We start from the raw sequence: 14,289 nt of genomic DNA on the forward strand, positions 1-14,289 counted from the left end.
CCCGGTGGCGCTGCGCTTACCGGGGCTACGGGTGATCTAGCGTCTGCGAAGCAGCTTCACTGATCAAAAAATACCATCCCCTTATACGGCTGTTCGCGGCAGGCGGCCAGACGCTGGGCGAGACTGCCGACGTGCAGCTCCAGCTTATGGCCATCGGGATCGAGGAAATAGTGCGAGGCACCTTCGCTACGGTTCAGCTTCCAGATCGCCACGCCGGCAGCCTCAAGGCGGGCGGCGAAGCTAGCAAAATCGGCTTCGCTAATACTAAACGCATAATGGGTGTAGTCGCTCTCTTCCGGCGGAGTAACGCGCCGCTGCGGATCCAGCGACAGGCACAGCCACAAATCGCCGCAGGAGAGATAGGCCCCACTGTCCCAGCGGGCGTGCAGCGTCATGCCCAGCAGCTGCTGATAAAACGCCACGCTCGGCGCCAGCTGGCTGACTGCCAGGGTCAGGTGATTCAGTCCACTCAGCATGTCTGTTCCTCCAGTGAATTCACAATGAACTGACGCAGCCATTGATGCGCCGGGTCGCGGTGCCAGCGCTCGTGCCACAGCATCAGCATCTCAAAGCCGGCGACCGCCAGCGGCGGCTCGACGACCACCAGCCCGCTCTGCCCGCGCACCAGCCGCTCCGGCAGGACCGCCACCAGATCGCTATTGCGCAGGGTCTCCAGCATAAACAGGAAATGTGGCACGGAAAGGACAACCCGCCGCATCAATCCGAGGTTCGCCAGCGCGATATCGGTCGCCGCGCTGAAGCCGCCCCCGTCCGGGGAGACGATCACGTGCTCCAGCTGACAGAACGTTTCCAGGCTAAGCCCAGGCCGCAGCGCCGAATGTTCCGCCCGGCCAGCCAGCACGTAGCGTTCGCGAAACAGCAGGCGCTGATGCAGCCCCGGCGGCGCGCCCTCGCGGGTATGAAAGAAAAGATCTACTGTATCGCTGGCCGCCTGCTGCTCCAGCCGCGCCGGCTGCAGTTCGAATACCGCCAGCCGACTGCCGGGAGAGGCCTGGCGTAACCCAGCCAGCATCGGCAGGAGGATCGCCGAGGCCATATAGTCCGTCGCCGCCACCCGCCAGGTCTCCGCCGCCGTGGCCGGATCAAAAGGGCTGACCGGCGCCACCGCCTGCTCCAGCGCGGCTAACGCAGCGCGCAACGGCTGACGAAGCTCATCGGCGCGGGCGGTGGGCTGCATGCCGCGCGGGCCCGGCATCAGCAGCGGATCGGCGAAAATCTCCCGCAGCCTGGCGAGCTGAATACTCACCGAGGGCTGCGACAGATTCAGCCGCTGCGCCGCCCGGGTAACGTTGTTTTCGCTAAGCAGCACATCCAGGGTGCGCAACAGATTGAGATCCAGACGCTGTAAATTAATCACGACTATACCGGGAATTTAAGTAATTAATTTCTACTATAGCGTCAGCTTTCCTACTCTGCAGCTCTCCATACGCCAGAGGTGATATTATGAAAGTACTGCTGATTTACGCCCATCCGGAACCGCGCTCGCTCAATGGCGCGCTGAAAAATTTCGCCATTCGCCATCTGCAGCAGGCCGGGCATGAAGTGCAGGTTTCTGATCTCTATGCCATGCGCTGGAAGGCCGGGTATGACGCCGACGACAGCGGCGCGCCGCCGGTCGGCGAGTTCTGGCGGCCGACCCTCGATTCCAAACAGGCCTTTGCCCAGGGCACCCAAAGTGCGGATATCGTAGCCGAGCAGGAAAAGCTGCTGTGGGCCGATACAGTGATTTTCCAGTTCCCGCTATGGTGGTTCTCGATGCCCGCCATCATGAAGGGCTGGATCGACCGGGTGTACGCCTGGGGCTTTGCCTATGGCGTCGGCGAGCACAGCGACCGCCACTGGGGCGATCGCTACGGGGAAGGCACTTTCGTCGGCAAACGGGCGATGCTGATCGTCACCGCCGGCGGCTGGGCAGAACACTATTCACCGCGCGGGATCAATGGCCCCATCGACGACATCCTGTTCCCCATTCAGCACGGTATGCTGTTCTATCCCGGCTTTGAGGTGCTTCCCCCGCTAGTGTTCTACCGCACGGATAAAACCGATGCCGGGCAGTTCGCCGATCAGTGCGCCGCCCTGGCCGAGCGGCTGGACACGCTGTGGCAAACCGAGCCCATTCCATTCCGCCGGCAGAATCATGGCGATTATCTGATCCCGTCGCTGACGCTGCGCCCGGAGCTGGCGCCGGGGCAAAGCGGCCTGGCGGTGCATTTGCGTAGCGAATAACTGGCTATCCCGTCTTCGCCCCCGAGGACGGGTCATTTACCCGGCTCTCTCCAGTCCCAGCATGCCTCGCGCCTGGATAAAGCACAGCAGCAATACGCCCCACAGCGCCATCGTCAAATAGGGGCTGATACCGAGGATATTGAACCCACTCTCAATAATCTGCAGCAGGAACAGCGCGAGCACCATCCCAACGATGCGCCCACTACCGCCATCCGGATTCACGCCGCCAAGCACCGCCGCGAGGATCGACACCAGCAAATACGATTCCCCATAAGATGCTTTGGCTGAGTTCAGCTTCGACATCATCAGAAACGCAGCCACCGCGCAGAGCAGGGCCGAGATGACATATACCCACATCAACACCCGCCGGGTATTGATCCCGGAATAATGGGTCGCCCGTTCGTTGGATCCGATCAACATGATCGCCCGACCCAGCGGGCTTTTCTCCAGCAGCACCCACAGCCCGGCCGCCACCACCGCAAAAAGCCACATTGGCAGCGGAATACCGAACCACTGGGCGTGATTCAGCCACAGCACCCACTGCGGATAGTTAGCGATGGCGCTGCCGCCGGTGATCAGAATATTTATCCCTTTGAGCAGGGTCATCATGCCAAGGGTAGCCAGGATCGGCGAAACGCGGATCCCGGCGATCAATATCCCGTTGCACAGGCCAATGATCATCGCCGCCCCTCCGCCGGCCAGCAGCGTCGCCAGCGCGGTAGCGCCCCCAGGCGGATAGCTCGTCGCCACCCAGGCCATCACCAGCGAGCAGGCGTTAGCCGTCGCGATAATTGACAAATTAATGCCGCCGCAAAGCATAGTCATGGCCATCGCCAGCGCCAGGATCCCCAGCACCGGCATTTGCGAGGCAATCGACTGGAAATTGCTGACAGACCAGAAGATGTTTGGCATGGCGATGCTAAAGGCGATAACCATCAGCAGCAGCAGGCCGATCAGGTAAAACTCAACGTTGTTGCGCCACGATTTTTTCATAACAAGCTCCGGTTCTGATGCTGGCTCCATGCCGTTACGCTGATGCTGACGACGATGATCGCCCCAGTGATCAGGGTCTGCCAGTAGGAGGAGACCCCTAGCAGGTTCAGGCCGTTCTGCATCACCGCCAGTAAAATCACCCCCAGCAGCGTACCGGTGAGAGTTCCGCGCCCGCCAATCAGGCTGGTGCCGCCCAGCACCACCGCCGCCAGCACCGTCAGCTCATAGCCCAGCAGTGAATCCGGCGCAACGGTCATCACTGTCCACGCCTGCACGACACCTGCGGCCCCCGACATTAGCCCCATATAGCCATAAACGAACAGCTGCAGGCGGAGCACGCTGAAGCCGACGCGGCTGGCGGATTCCCGGTTGCCGCCCATGGCATAGATCTTGCGGCCAACGGTGGTGAAATTCATGATAAACGCGGTCAACAGCACCACGACGATCATCGTCAGCAGCGGCAGCCCCAGGCCGTAATCGTAACCATCGGCATCGGTATATTTGAACAGCATAACCCCCTTTTCAAACCACGGAGGGAAGTCGTAGAGCCAGACACCTTTGCTTAACCACAGCAGCAAACCGTAGAAAATGTTGAGCGTAGAAATGGTGATAATGATCGAGGGCACCCGCAGACGATTAACCAACAGCGCGTTCACCAGCCCCAGCAGCACGCCGATGCCGCCGGCAAGCACAAAAGCCACCGCGAAGTTGCCGCCTACTTTTTGCAGCATCACCACCATGCCGTACTGGGCGATAATGGTCATAGCCGGGAAGGAGATATCAATCCCGCCGGCGATCAGCACCACGAACAGACCACAGGCGAGAATGGTCAGCATCGCATAGTTATTAGCGAGGTCGTAAATATTGCCGAAAGTGAAAAATTCCTCACTGCGCCAGCCCAGCAGCAGGCACAGCGCAATAATGAACATGCCTAACCAGAATTCATGTCGTTTCAACAGATTAGCCATTGACCACCTCCGCTATCTGCTGCTGGGTACTGCTGTCCGGCAGGAAGCTATGGGTCAACTCGCCCTGCTTCATCACCAGGATGCGATGACTCTGGTACCACGCCTCTTCAATCTCGTCGCAAATCATCAGCACGGCGATACCATGGGCAGCCAAATCGCTGATGATATGATAGATCCCGGCTTTGTTTGCGATATCCACCCCCACGGTTGGGCTATCGAGGATCAGCAGCTTAGGAGAGATCGCCAGCCATTTGGCGATAGAAACGCGCTGGGCATTACCACCGGAGAGGGTATTCACCGGCAGATGCGTATCCGGCGCCTTAATGGTCAACGCGTTGACCATTCTTGCGACCAGCTGCTGAGCTTTACTATCACTCAATAGTCCGCAAGCGCCTTTCACTTTATGAAACACGGTGCTGATAATGTTGTTTTCAATCGACTGACTCATCACCAGGCCGCGCGACATACGGTCCTCGGAGACATAGCCGATACCGTGGCGGATAGCGTCCTGATTGCTACGCAACCGCACCGGGTGGCCATTTATCAGGATCTCGCCGCTGTCAGGGCGGGTCATGCCGAAAAGGCTCAGGCACAGCTCTGTTCGCCCGGCGCCCAACAGGCCGACTATCGACACTACTTCTCCGGCTTCGACCTTCAGGGAGACGTTATGATATTCCCCCTTGCGGCTGAGATTGCGCACCTCCAGCACCGGCGTACTGCCCTGCCCCTGCCACAGATCGCGCACCTGATAGTCAAACTCCTGGCCCGTCATCAGAAAACCGAGCCGGCGGGTGGTTACCTCTGCCGCCGGCAAGGTGCCGACCAGATTGCCATCCTTCAGCACGCTGATGCGGTCCGATACGGCCATGACCTCTTCCAGACGGTGGCTTACGAAGACGATGCAGATCCCCCTCTCACGCAGCTGGCGCACCACATGCAATAGTCCCTCCACTTCCTGATGGGTCAATGAGGCCGTGGGTTCATCCATAATGATAAGCCGGGCATCCTGCGCCAGCGCGCGGCAGATAGCCACCAGCTGACAGCGAGCGATGGAGAGCGATTCCACGGCGGCATCCAGCGGCAGCGAGACGTTAATACTGCGCATCGCCTGCTCCGCACTGCGTCGCAGTTCGCTGCGCCTCACCAGCACGCCGCGATGATAGTGGTTTATAGCAATGTTCTCCCACACGCTGAGATTGGGAAACAGTGACAGATCCTGATAAATCACCTGGATCCCATGGGCGACAGAGGCCGCTGGCGTCAGTTTGGGCCACGTCTTGCCGCCCAGCGTCATCGCTGCGCCCTCATCCGGGCGATAGACGCCAGAGATAATTTTGATCAACGTCGACTTCCCGCAACCGTTCTGCCCGGCCAGGCAGTGCACTTCTCCGGGCATAAAGTCGATGCTGATATCATTGAGCGCGCGGTTGGCGTGGAAGGTTTTGCTGACGTGTCGAAGGGAAAGGAAAGGTTCCATAGCATCCCCTGGCTGGTTAAGCCGGGGCGGCAGGCGCCCCGGAAGGTGGATTAGTAGAGCGAATCAATATTGTCTTTATTTACCAGCAGCACTTTATGGAAGCGGATAATATGCTTGTCGCTATCGACCTCCGCTTTACCGAGCTCTTTCAGTTCAAATCCCGGCTCAATGGTTTTGCCGTTCAGCAGGGTGCTGGCGACGGCCGCGAGGGCATAGCCGGCTGTCGCCGGATCGTAGGTGATCCCTTCGGTAATATCGCCGCTCTTAATAAGAGAAGCCGCCTGCGAGGGGATCATCATCCCGTAGACCGCGACTTTATTTTTCGCACGCTTCTCTTTCACCGCGCGCCCCGCGCCAATCGGGCCATTCGAACCAAAAGAGACCACCGCTTTCAGATCCGGGTAAGTTTTCATCAGATCGAGCGTGGTACGGCGGGAATCATCAACACTTTCCGCCACCGGCATTCGGCGGGTGACTTCATGCATGTCCGGGTAATGTTCTTTTTGATATTTCACCAGCAGATCGGCCCACAGGTTGTGCTGCGGTACCGTAAGGCTACCGACATAGATAACGTAGCCGCCTTTGCCACCCATCCGCTTGGCCATATGCTCCACGTATTCAGCAGCGAACTTCTCGTTATCGATGATCTCCACATCCCAGTTGGCGCTCGGCTGCCCGGGCGATTCGTTGGTCAGTACCACGATGCCGGCGTCACGGGCTTTTTTGAATACCGGCTCCAGCACGTTGGCATCGTTAGGCACGATAGTGATGGCATCCACTTTACGTGCAATCAGGTCCTCAATAATTTTCACCTGCTGCGGCGCATCGGTGCTGGACGGCCCTACCTGGGAGGCGTTGAGGTTAAACTCTTTCCCGGCCTGGACTACCCCTTCACCCATCCGGTTAAACCATGGCATGCCGTCCACTTTTGAAATATTGACTACGGTTTTTTCCGCCGCATATACCGGCGTGGAAATAAGCGCAGCCCCCAACAGCAATGATGAAAAAATATTAACGACCAGACGTTTATGCATAATAATTAGCCTCAATACGTTGTAGTCAGACAGGGGTATGACGCAAAGCGGAAAAATAGATAGAAATTGTAATAATGTTAATAATTTAGAAGAGAATAAACACAAGCTGTAACAGCAGACAGGTAATATTCAGCTATAAATATGGATAATAATACTATAATCCTGTGGCGTGAGCTTTTTCACAAAAAAAATGCAACATAGTTTGTTGTTCCAGAATATTGATCGGGTCGCAGAGAAAATATATTTTTCCCGCTTCGTTATTTACCGAAAAACAATCACATAAATAACATCAGGAAAAGTATGTGATTTTTGATTGCGTCTCCAGCCCCTTCCGTGGCAGGATACTCCCTATGAACAGAAACGTTATCGTTACCTACCCCCGCCGTTGGTGGCTGCCTGCATAACAGGCGGCACGATACACGTTTCCATTTTCAAAGCCGCCGGAAGGCGGCTTTGGTGTTTTCAGGACGTCTTTCGGCTGAACAGTCTGATAAGGAGTCCCTGATGAACCATCCACAAACCATCCTCACCGGCGACCGCCCGACCGGCCAACTTCATCTTGGCCACTACGTCGGCTCGCTGCGCCAGCGCGTCGCGCTGCAGCATAACCACCAGCAATTTATCCTGATCGCCGACCTGCAAGGGCTCACGGACAACGGCAGCAATCCGCAAAAAATCAGCCACCATATCCTCGAAGTCATGGCCGATTATCTGGCCGTCGGCATCGACCCCAGGCTCACCACTATTTGCCTGCAGTCCGCCCTGCCGGCGCTGGCGGAGCTCAGCGCGCTGTATATGAATATCGTCACCGTCGCCCGCGTAGAACGTAATCCGACGGTCAAAAATGAGATTGCCCAGAAGGGATTCGCCCGCTCGCTACCGGTGGGTTTTCTTGCCTATCCGATTAGCCAGGCGGCCGATATCACCGCGTTCAAGGCCGAACTGGTGCCGGTGGGCGACGATCAGCTACCGATGATTGAGCAGACCAACGAGATCGTCCACAAGATGAATAGCCTCACCGGCGAGCCGGTGCTGCGCCACTGCAAGGCGCTACTCAGCGAAGTGAGTCGCCTGCCGGGCGTCGATGGCAACGCCAAAATGTCGAAATCGCTGGGCAATACGCTGACGTTATCGGCCACAGAGGAGGAGATCCACCACGCGGTCAGCGCGATGTATACCGACCCGACGCACCTGAGAGTCAGCGATCCGGGGCATGTCGAGGGCAACGTGGTGTTTACCTATCTCGACGCTTTCCACAGCGATAAGGCGCGGGTGGCAGAGATGAAAGCCCACTATCAGCGCGGCGGGCTGGGCGATCGCCAGTGTAAGAATGAGCTGGAGACCTGCTTGCAGACGCTACTGGCGCCGATCCGCGAACGCAGGGCCACTTTTATTCAGGATAAAGGGATGCTGCTGGAGCTGCTGCGCCAGGGCAGCGAACGCGCCCACCACCTCACACAGCAGACGCTGCATGAGGTGAAGCGTGGGCTGGGTCTGCCTGTGCTGTTCTGAGATGGTGAAATACTCCCTGTGCGGATAATTTTGTTAACACGCCGACAAGACCCTGTCTTTCGTATGGACAATATCGCCCCGGCTGTTACTATCGCGTTAACGGTAGCTCTCACTATGCGTGTTTCATTAAGGCCAGGATCGCTGATGATGACCACATAAGTAGCCCAGCGAGCGGCTGCGCATCGGCGCGGCAGAGCGCGGCGTCAGCGGCCCTCCCTCCACTTTTTCGTCCTTCGCAAGAAGGACGCTCCGCCCGCCGGAGGAAACACGCGCACCACTCAGCACAGGGAATCAAGCGAGTCGCGTATGGACAAAATAAAGAAACGTTGGGCAGGGTATTTTGTCGGCTTACTGGTGGTGCTCGCCGCCGCCGCATGGTGGCTGCTGCGCCCGCCGGGACTCCCGGCGGGGTTTGCCAGCAGCAACGGCCGAATCGAAGCCACCGAAGTTGATATTGCCAGTAAAATCGCCGGGCGTATCGACACCATTCTGGTCAAAGAGGGTCAGTTCGTGCACCAGGGAGAGGTGCTGGCGAGAATGGATACCCGGGTACTGAACGAGCAGCGTCTTGAAGCCGCCGCGCAAATCAAGGAGGCGGAAAGCGCGGTCCTGGCCGCCAGAGCCTTGCTCGATCAGCGACAAAGTGAAATGCGCGCCAGCGAAGCGGTAGTGAAGCAGCGTCAGGCGGAGCTGGATTCCACGGCGAAACGCCATGTTCGCTCCAACACCCTCTCCCAGCGTGGCGCCGTCTCCGCCCAGCAGCTGGATGACGATCGCGCGGCCGCAGAGAGCGCCCGCGCGGCGCTGGAATCGGCGAAAGCCCAGGTCTCCGCCGCCCGCGCCGCCATCGAAGCTGCCCGCACCAGCATTATTCAGGCGCAAACCCGCGTCGAAGCCGCCCAGGCGACCGAGCGGCGGATCCTCGCCGATATTGACGATAGCGAGCTGAAAGCCCCTCGCGACGGCCGCATTCAGTATCGCGTCGCTGAGCCAGGCGAAGTCCTGGCCGCCGGTGGCCGGGTACTGAACATGGTCGATCTCGCTGATGTCTATATGACCTTCTTTCTGCCCACCGAACAGGCAGGTCTGCTGGCGCTCGGCAGCGAAGCGCGCTTGGTCCTTGATGCCGCGCCGGATCTGGTGATCCCGGCCAATATCAGCTTTGTCGCCAGCGTCGCCCAGTTCACGCCGAAAACGGTCGAGACCAGCGACGAGCGCCTGAAGCTAATGTTCCGCGTCAAAGCGCGTATCCCGCCGGAGTTGCTGGCGCAGCACCTGGAGTATGTCAAAACCGGCCTGCCCGGTATGGCTTACGTACGACTGGATAAACAACAACCCTGGCCTGAAGCCCTGGCGGTGAGGTTGCCGCAATGAAACTAACCCCGCAGGATACCTCGCCCCCCGTCGCCCTGCTGGAACATGTTGGTCAGCAGTTTGGCGCCACCATCGCGCTGCGCGATATCAGTCTGGCGATCCCGGCACGGCGTATGGTTGGCCTGATTGGCCCGGACGGCGTCGGCAAATCGAGCCTGCTTTCGCTGATCGCCGGGGCGCGGACCATCGAGCAGGGGAACGTGATGGTGCTTGGCGGCGATATGCGCGATGTGCATCACCGCCGCGAGGTGTGCCCGAAAATCGCGTGGATGCCGCAGGGGCTGGGGAAAAACCTCTATCACACTCTCTCGGTGTATGAAAACGTCGACTTCTTCGCCCGCCTGTTCGGCCACGATAAAGCCGAGCGCGAACTGCGCATCAACGAGCTGCTGCAGAGTACCGGGCTGGCGCCGTTTCGCGATCGCCCCGCCGGTAAACTCTCCGGTGGGATGAAGCAAAAGCTCGGCCTGTGCTGCGCGCTGATCCACGATCCGCAGCTGCTGATCCTTGATGAACCGACCACCGGCGTCGATCCCCTCTCCCGGGCACAGTTCTGGGAGCTTATCGACAGTATTCGCCAGCGCCAGCCGGCGATGAGTGTGCTGGTGGCCACCGCCTACATGGAAGAGGCCGAGCGCTTTGACTGGCTGGTGGCGATGAACGCCGGCGAGGTGCTGGCGACCGGCAGCGCTGCAGAGCTCAAAGCCCAGACCGGCAGCCAGACCCTGGAGCAGGCGTTTATCGCCCTGCTGCCAGAAGCACAGCGTCAGGCGCATAGGGCGGTAGTTATCCCACCGCGCGACAGCCGTGAGGAAGAGATCGCCATCGAAGCGCGCGGCCTGACCATGCGCTTCGGCAACTTTGTTGCCGTCGACCATGTTAATTTCCGCATCGCCCGCGGTGAAATCTTCGGCTTCCTCGGCTCCAACGGCTGCGGCAAATCCACCACCATGAAGATGCTCACCGGCCTGCTGCCCGCCAGCGAAGGTGAAGCCTGGCTGTTCGGCCAGCCGGTCGACCCGAAGGATATCGCCACCCGCCAGCGGGTGGGCTATATGTCGCAGGCCTTCTCGCTCTATAGCGAACTGACCGTCCTGCAAAACCTCGAGCTGCACGCCCGCCTGTTCCATATTCCGGACGGCGAAATCCCCGGCCGGGTGGCGGAAATGTGCGAGCGCTTTATGCTGACCGAGGTTGAAGACGCGCTTCCCGCCGATCTGCCGCTGGGGATCCGTCAGCGCCTGTCGTTAGCGGTGGCGGTCATCCATCGCCCGGAGATGCTGATCCTCGACGAGCCGACCTCCGGCGTCGACCCGGTGGCGCGGGATATGTTCTGGCAGCTGATGGTAGACCTCGCGCGGCAGGATCAGGTGACCATTTTTATCTCCACCCACTTTATGAATGAGGCGGAACGCTGCGATCGTATCTCCCTGATGCACGCCGGCAAAGTGCTGGCCAGCGATACGCCGCAGGCGCTGGTCGAGCAGCGCGGTTCAAACAGCCTGGAAGAGGCGTTTATCGCCTGGCTTAAAGAGGCCCAGCCGTCCTCTCCAGTACCAGAAGAACCCACGTCTGCTGTGGCATCGTATTCCGGACACACGGCTCCACGGCAGGCCTTCAGTCTTCGCCGGCTGTTTAGCTATAGCCGCCGCGAGGCGCTGGAGCTGCGCCGCGATCCGGTACGATCGACGCTGGCGCTGCTGGGGACGGTGATCCTGATGTTTATCATGGGGTATGGGATCAGCATGGACGTTGAGGATCTGCGCTTTGCCGTCCTCGACCGCGATCAAACCCTCAGCAGCCAGGGCTGGTCGCAGAATCTCGCTGGCTCACGCTACTTTATCGAACAGGCGCCGCTGCACAGCTATGACGAACTGGACCGCCGGATGCGCGACGGCGAGCTGGCGGTGGCGATAGAGATCCCGCCGAACTTTGGTCGCGATATCGCCCGCGGCACGCCGGTGCAAATCGGCGTGTGGGTGGACGGCGCGATGCCCAACCGCGCGGAAACCGTGCGCGGCTACGTACAGGCGATGCATCTGGCCTGGCTGCAGGAGATGGCCGGCCGGCAGAGCAGCCCGCAGCGCGATACCTCGCTCATCTCCATCGAGACCCGCTATCGCTACAATCCAGACGTGAAGAGCCTGCCGGCCATCGTCCCGGCGGTGATCCCGCTGCTGCTGATGATGATCCCGGCGATGCTCAGCGCCCTGAGCGTAGTGCGTGAGAAAGAGCTCGGATCGATTATCAACTTGTACGTGACGCCAACCACCCGCAGCGAATTCCTGCTCGGCAAGCAGCTGCCTTACATCGTACTGGGGATGTTTAACTTCTTCCTGCTGTGCGCGCTGTCGGTCTTTGTCTTTGGCGTCGCGCATAAGGGGAGTTTCCTGACGCTGACCCTGGCGGCGCTGCTGTATGTCACCATCGCCACTGGTCTGGGGCTGCTGATCTCAACCTTTATGAAGAGCCAAATCGCCGCTATTTTCGGTACCGCGATTATTACGCTGATCCCGGCAACCCAGTTTTCCGGAATGATCGATCCGGTGGCCTCGCTGGAAGGTCCCGGGCGCTGGATTGGGCAAATCTACCCGACCAGCCACTTCCTGACTATCGCCCGCGGGACCTTTTCGAAAGCGCTGAATATTAGCGATTTGTGGGGCTCATTCATTCCGCTACTGATTGCGGTGCCGCTGGTGCTCGGGTTGAGCGTGCTGCTGCTGAAGAAACAGGAGGGATGATGCGCGGATTACGCAATATTTATAACCTTGGCGTCAAAGAACTGCGCAGCCTGCTCGGCGATAAAGCAATGCTGGCGCTGATCGTGTTTGCGTTTACCGTGTCGGTGTACTCCTCGGCCACGGTGATGCCCGGTTCGCTGCACTTGGCGCCGATCGCGGTTGCTGATATGGATAAATCACAGCTCTCCTCACGCATTATTAACGCTTTTTACCGTCCCTGGTTTCTTGAGCCGGAGCTGATCACCGCTGATGAGATGGACGCCGGGCTGGATGCCGGGCGCTACACGTTCGCCATCAACATCCCGCCTAACTTCCAGCGCGATGTACTGGCCGGTCGGCAGCCGGAAATCCAGGTCAACGTCGACGCCACGCGCATGAGTCAGGCCTTTACCGGCAACGGTTACATCCAGAATATTATCACCGGCGAAGTAAACAGTTTTATCGCCCGCTATCGGGATAACAGCGTGCTGCCGGTAGAGCTGGCGGTCAGGATGCGTTTTAATCCTAACCTTGAGCAGGAGCGCTTTGGCGCGGTGATGGCGATCATCAACAATATCACCATGCTGGCCATTGTCCTCACCGGTTCGGCGCTGATCCGCGAGCGGGAACATGGCACCATTGAGCATCTGCTGGTGATGCCGATCACGCCGTTTGAAATTATGCTGGCCAAGATCTGGTCGATGGGTCTGGTGGTGCTGGTGGTGTCCGGGCTGTCGCTGGTGCTGATGGTGCAGGGGATTTTACAGGTACCCATTGAAGGGTCGATTACCCTGTTTATGCTGGGGGTGGCGCTCAGCCTGTTCGCCACTACCTCGATCGGCATTTTTATGGGCACCCTCGCCCGCTCGATGCCGCAGCTGGGGCTGCTGATGATCCTGGTCTTACTGCCGCTGCAGATGCTCTCCGGCGGATCCACGCCGCGAGAAAGTATGCCGCAGCTGGTACAGGATATTATGTTGACCATGCCGACCACCCACTTCGTCAGCCTGGCGCAGGCGATATTGTATCGAGGCGCCAGCTTCGCCATCGTCTGGCCGCAGTTCTTAACCTTGCTGGCTATCGGCGGAGTGTTCTTTACTATCGCGTTGCTGCGTTTTCGTAAGACTATTGGTGAGATGGCATAAAGGCTTAAGAAGGGCCGTCGACTTACGGCGGCCGAATGGTTTATTTATGGCGATTCATAAAGCGACGTAAACCCCAGGTGAAGGCCATCGCCATACTGAAGAGAATGAACAGCAACACCACCCAGCTGATGGAGATGCGCAGCAGCGTGCCGGGGGTCATAAACGGCTGCAGATACACGGTGAAGGACTGGGCGGGTGATTTTCCCAGCAGTTCATAAACGTTATCGGTGAGCCACACGCCGACCCGGCAGAACAACCAGATAATCGCTGGCCAGCAGAGCAGCACCAGAAAGGTAAAGCGCTCCTGAATGTAAGTGAAGAGCTGGCGCAATGGCGACCAGTTAAGCAGGATTTTCATTTCTATTCTCATTTGCCAGCCGAGAACCTGCATATGTCTCGCAAGGTATTTCGGGCAGCATCCATACAGGCAATCATCCCTCTTTGTATATCAAATTTGCTGCCATATAAACCAGATCAAGTTAACAAAGTGTTAATGATAAAGCTCATTTAGACAAAAACAGGGAAGAAGCATACCGTTCGCCACAATACATCCGGAAGCGAAGTATCCAGTCACGGAAATATTTTTTCTGAAGCGTAAACGCGTTATTTTGTGGGAGGAAGAGGCCGCATCATTATTTTACCGGGGCACAATATAATGGCGCTGAAATAAAGAAATAATATTAATCGTAGCTGCTGATAATTATTTTCCGACTTGTATCATCCGGTAAATTCACTATCCGGTTGACCATGCCACAAGCATTCGTCACGCTATTTTGCGAAGCAATAAAGGCGGTGCTGCGCACCTTGTCCGGCCACAGG

Annotated in this window: 12 protein-coding genes; 5 read left to right on the top strand and 7 right to left on the bottom strand. The window is 58.4% G+C overall.

Annotation, left to right across the window (positions count from 1 at the left end; genetic code table 11):
* Positions 1-56 precede the first annotated feature (56 nt).
* Entirely contained in the window at positions 57-476 is a 420-nt protein-coding gene (gene fosA / locus HMPREF3140_RS19470; protein ID WP_004146118.1) for a FosA5 family fosfomycin resistance glutathione transferase, read from the bottom strand.
* The gene (locus HMPREF3140_RS19475) at positions 470-1,378 is read right to left on the bottom strand and encodes a LysR family transcriptional regulator (RefSeq protein WP_004178483.1); all 909 of its coding nucleotides are present in this window, start codon (positions 1,376-1,378) and stop codon (positions 470-472) included. Before HMPREF3140_RS19475 ends, fosA begins: the two co-directional genes overlap by 7 nt.
* An 86-nt stretch (positions 1,379-1,464) precedes the next feature.
* On the opposite strand from HMPREF3140_RS19475, the gene HMPREF3140_RS19480 reads away from it, so the two are divergent.
* A complete protein-coding gene (locus HMPREF3140_RS19480) occupies positions 1,465-2,247 on the top strand; it encodes an NAD(P)H-dependent oxidoreductase (RefSeq protein WP_004177550.1) in 783 nt (260 codons plus the stop codon).
* A gap of 36 nt (positions 2,248-2,283) precedes the next feature.
* Here HMPREF3140_RS19480 and HMPREF3140_RS19485 read toward each other — a convergent pair whose 3' ends face one another.
* The 4 genes from HMPREF3140_RS19485 to HMPREF3140_RS19500 are packed head-to-tail and all read right to left on the bottom strand — an operon-like array spanning position 2,284 to position 6,719.
* Positions 2,284-3,240: an ABC transporter permease gene (locus HMPREF3140_RS19485; protein WP_002887352.1), complete on the bottom strand. Its 957-nt coding sequence runs from the start codon at positions 3,238-3,240 to the stop codon at positions 2,284-2,286.
* Positions 3,237-4,208 carry an ABC transporter permease gene (locus HMPREF3140_RS19490; RefSeq protein ID WP_004146909.1) on the bottom strand — a complete coding sequence of 324 codons (972 nt, stop codon included), beginning with the start codon at positions 4,206-4,208 and terminating at the stop codon, positions 3,237-3,239. Before HMPREF3140_RS19490 ends, HMPREF3140_RS19485 begins: the two co-directional genes overlap by 4 nt.
* On the bottom strand, positions 4,201-5,685 hold the full coding sequence (locus HMPREF3140_RS19495) for a sugar ABC transporter ATP-binding protein (RefSeq protein ID WP_032410713.1): 1,485 nt from the start codon (positions 5,683-5,685) through the stop codon (positions 4,201-4,203). The genes HMPREF3140_RS19490 and HMPREF3140_RS19495 overlap by 8 nt, the downstream gene beginning before the upstream one ends.
* Positions 5,686-5,735: 50 nt before the next feature.
* On the bottom strand, positions 5,736-6,719 hold the full coding sequence (locus HMPREF3140_RS19500) for an autoinducer 2 ABC transporter substrate-binding protein (protein WP_014908038.1): 984 nt from the start codon (positions 6,717-6,719) through the stop codon (positions 5,736-5,738).
* A gap of 504 nt (positions 6,720-7,223) precedes the next feature.
* Here HMPREF3140_RS19500 and trpS point away from each other — a divergent pair.
* The 4 genes from trpS (at position 7,224) to HMPREF3140_RS19520 (ending at position 13,470) form a co-directional block, all read left to right on the top strand.
* Entirely contained in the window at positions 7,224-8,231 is a 1,008-nt protein-coding gene (gene trpS, locus HMPREF3140_RS19505) for a tryptophan--tRNA ligase (RefSeq protein WP_004178473.1), read from the top strand.
* A gap of 306 nt (positions 8,232-8,537) precedes the next feature.
* A complete protein-coding gene (locus HMPREF3140_RS19510) occupies positions 8,538-9,605 on the top strand; it encodes an HlyD family secretion protein (protein WP_004152412.1) in 1,068 nt (355 codons plus the stop codon).
* Positions 9,602-12,346, top strand: a complete 2,745-nt coding sequence (rbbA, locus tag HMPREF3140_RS19515; protein WP_032410709.1) for a ribosome-associated ATPase/putative transporter RbbA — start codon at positions 9,602-9,604, stop codon at positions 12,344-12,346. Before HMPREF3140_RS19510 ends, rbbA begins: the two co-directional genes overlap by 4 nt.
* Positions 12,346-13,470, top strand: coding sequence for an ABC transporter permease (locus tag HMPREF3140_RS19520; RefSeq protein ID WP_032410694.1), 1,125 nt, complete (start codon positions 12,346-12,348; stop codon positions 13,468-13,470). Before rbbA ends, HMPREF3140_RS19520 begins: the two co-directional genes overlap by 1 nt.
* A 40-nt stretch (positions 13,471-13,510) precedes the next feature.
* On the opposite strand, the gene HMPREF3140_RS19525 is transcribed toward HMPREF3140_RS19520, so the two are convergent.
* Entirely contained in the window at positions 13,511-13,828 is a 318-nt protein-coding gene (locus HMPREF3140_RS19525) for a hypothetical protein (protein ID WP_002887322.1), read from the bottom strand.
* Between the last annotated feature and the right edge of the window lie 461 nt (positions 13,829-14,289).

Origin of the sequence: Klebsiella sp. HMSC16A12 (assembly GCF_001808265.1) — a bacterium.
In the GTDB taxonomy this organism is placed as follows: Bacteria; Pseudomonadota; Gammaproteobacteria; order Enterobacterales; family Enterobacteriaceae; genus Klebsiella; species Klebsiella pneumoniae.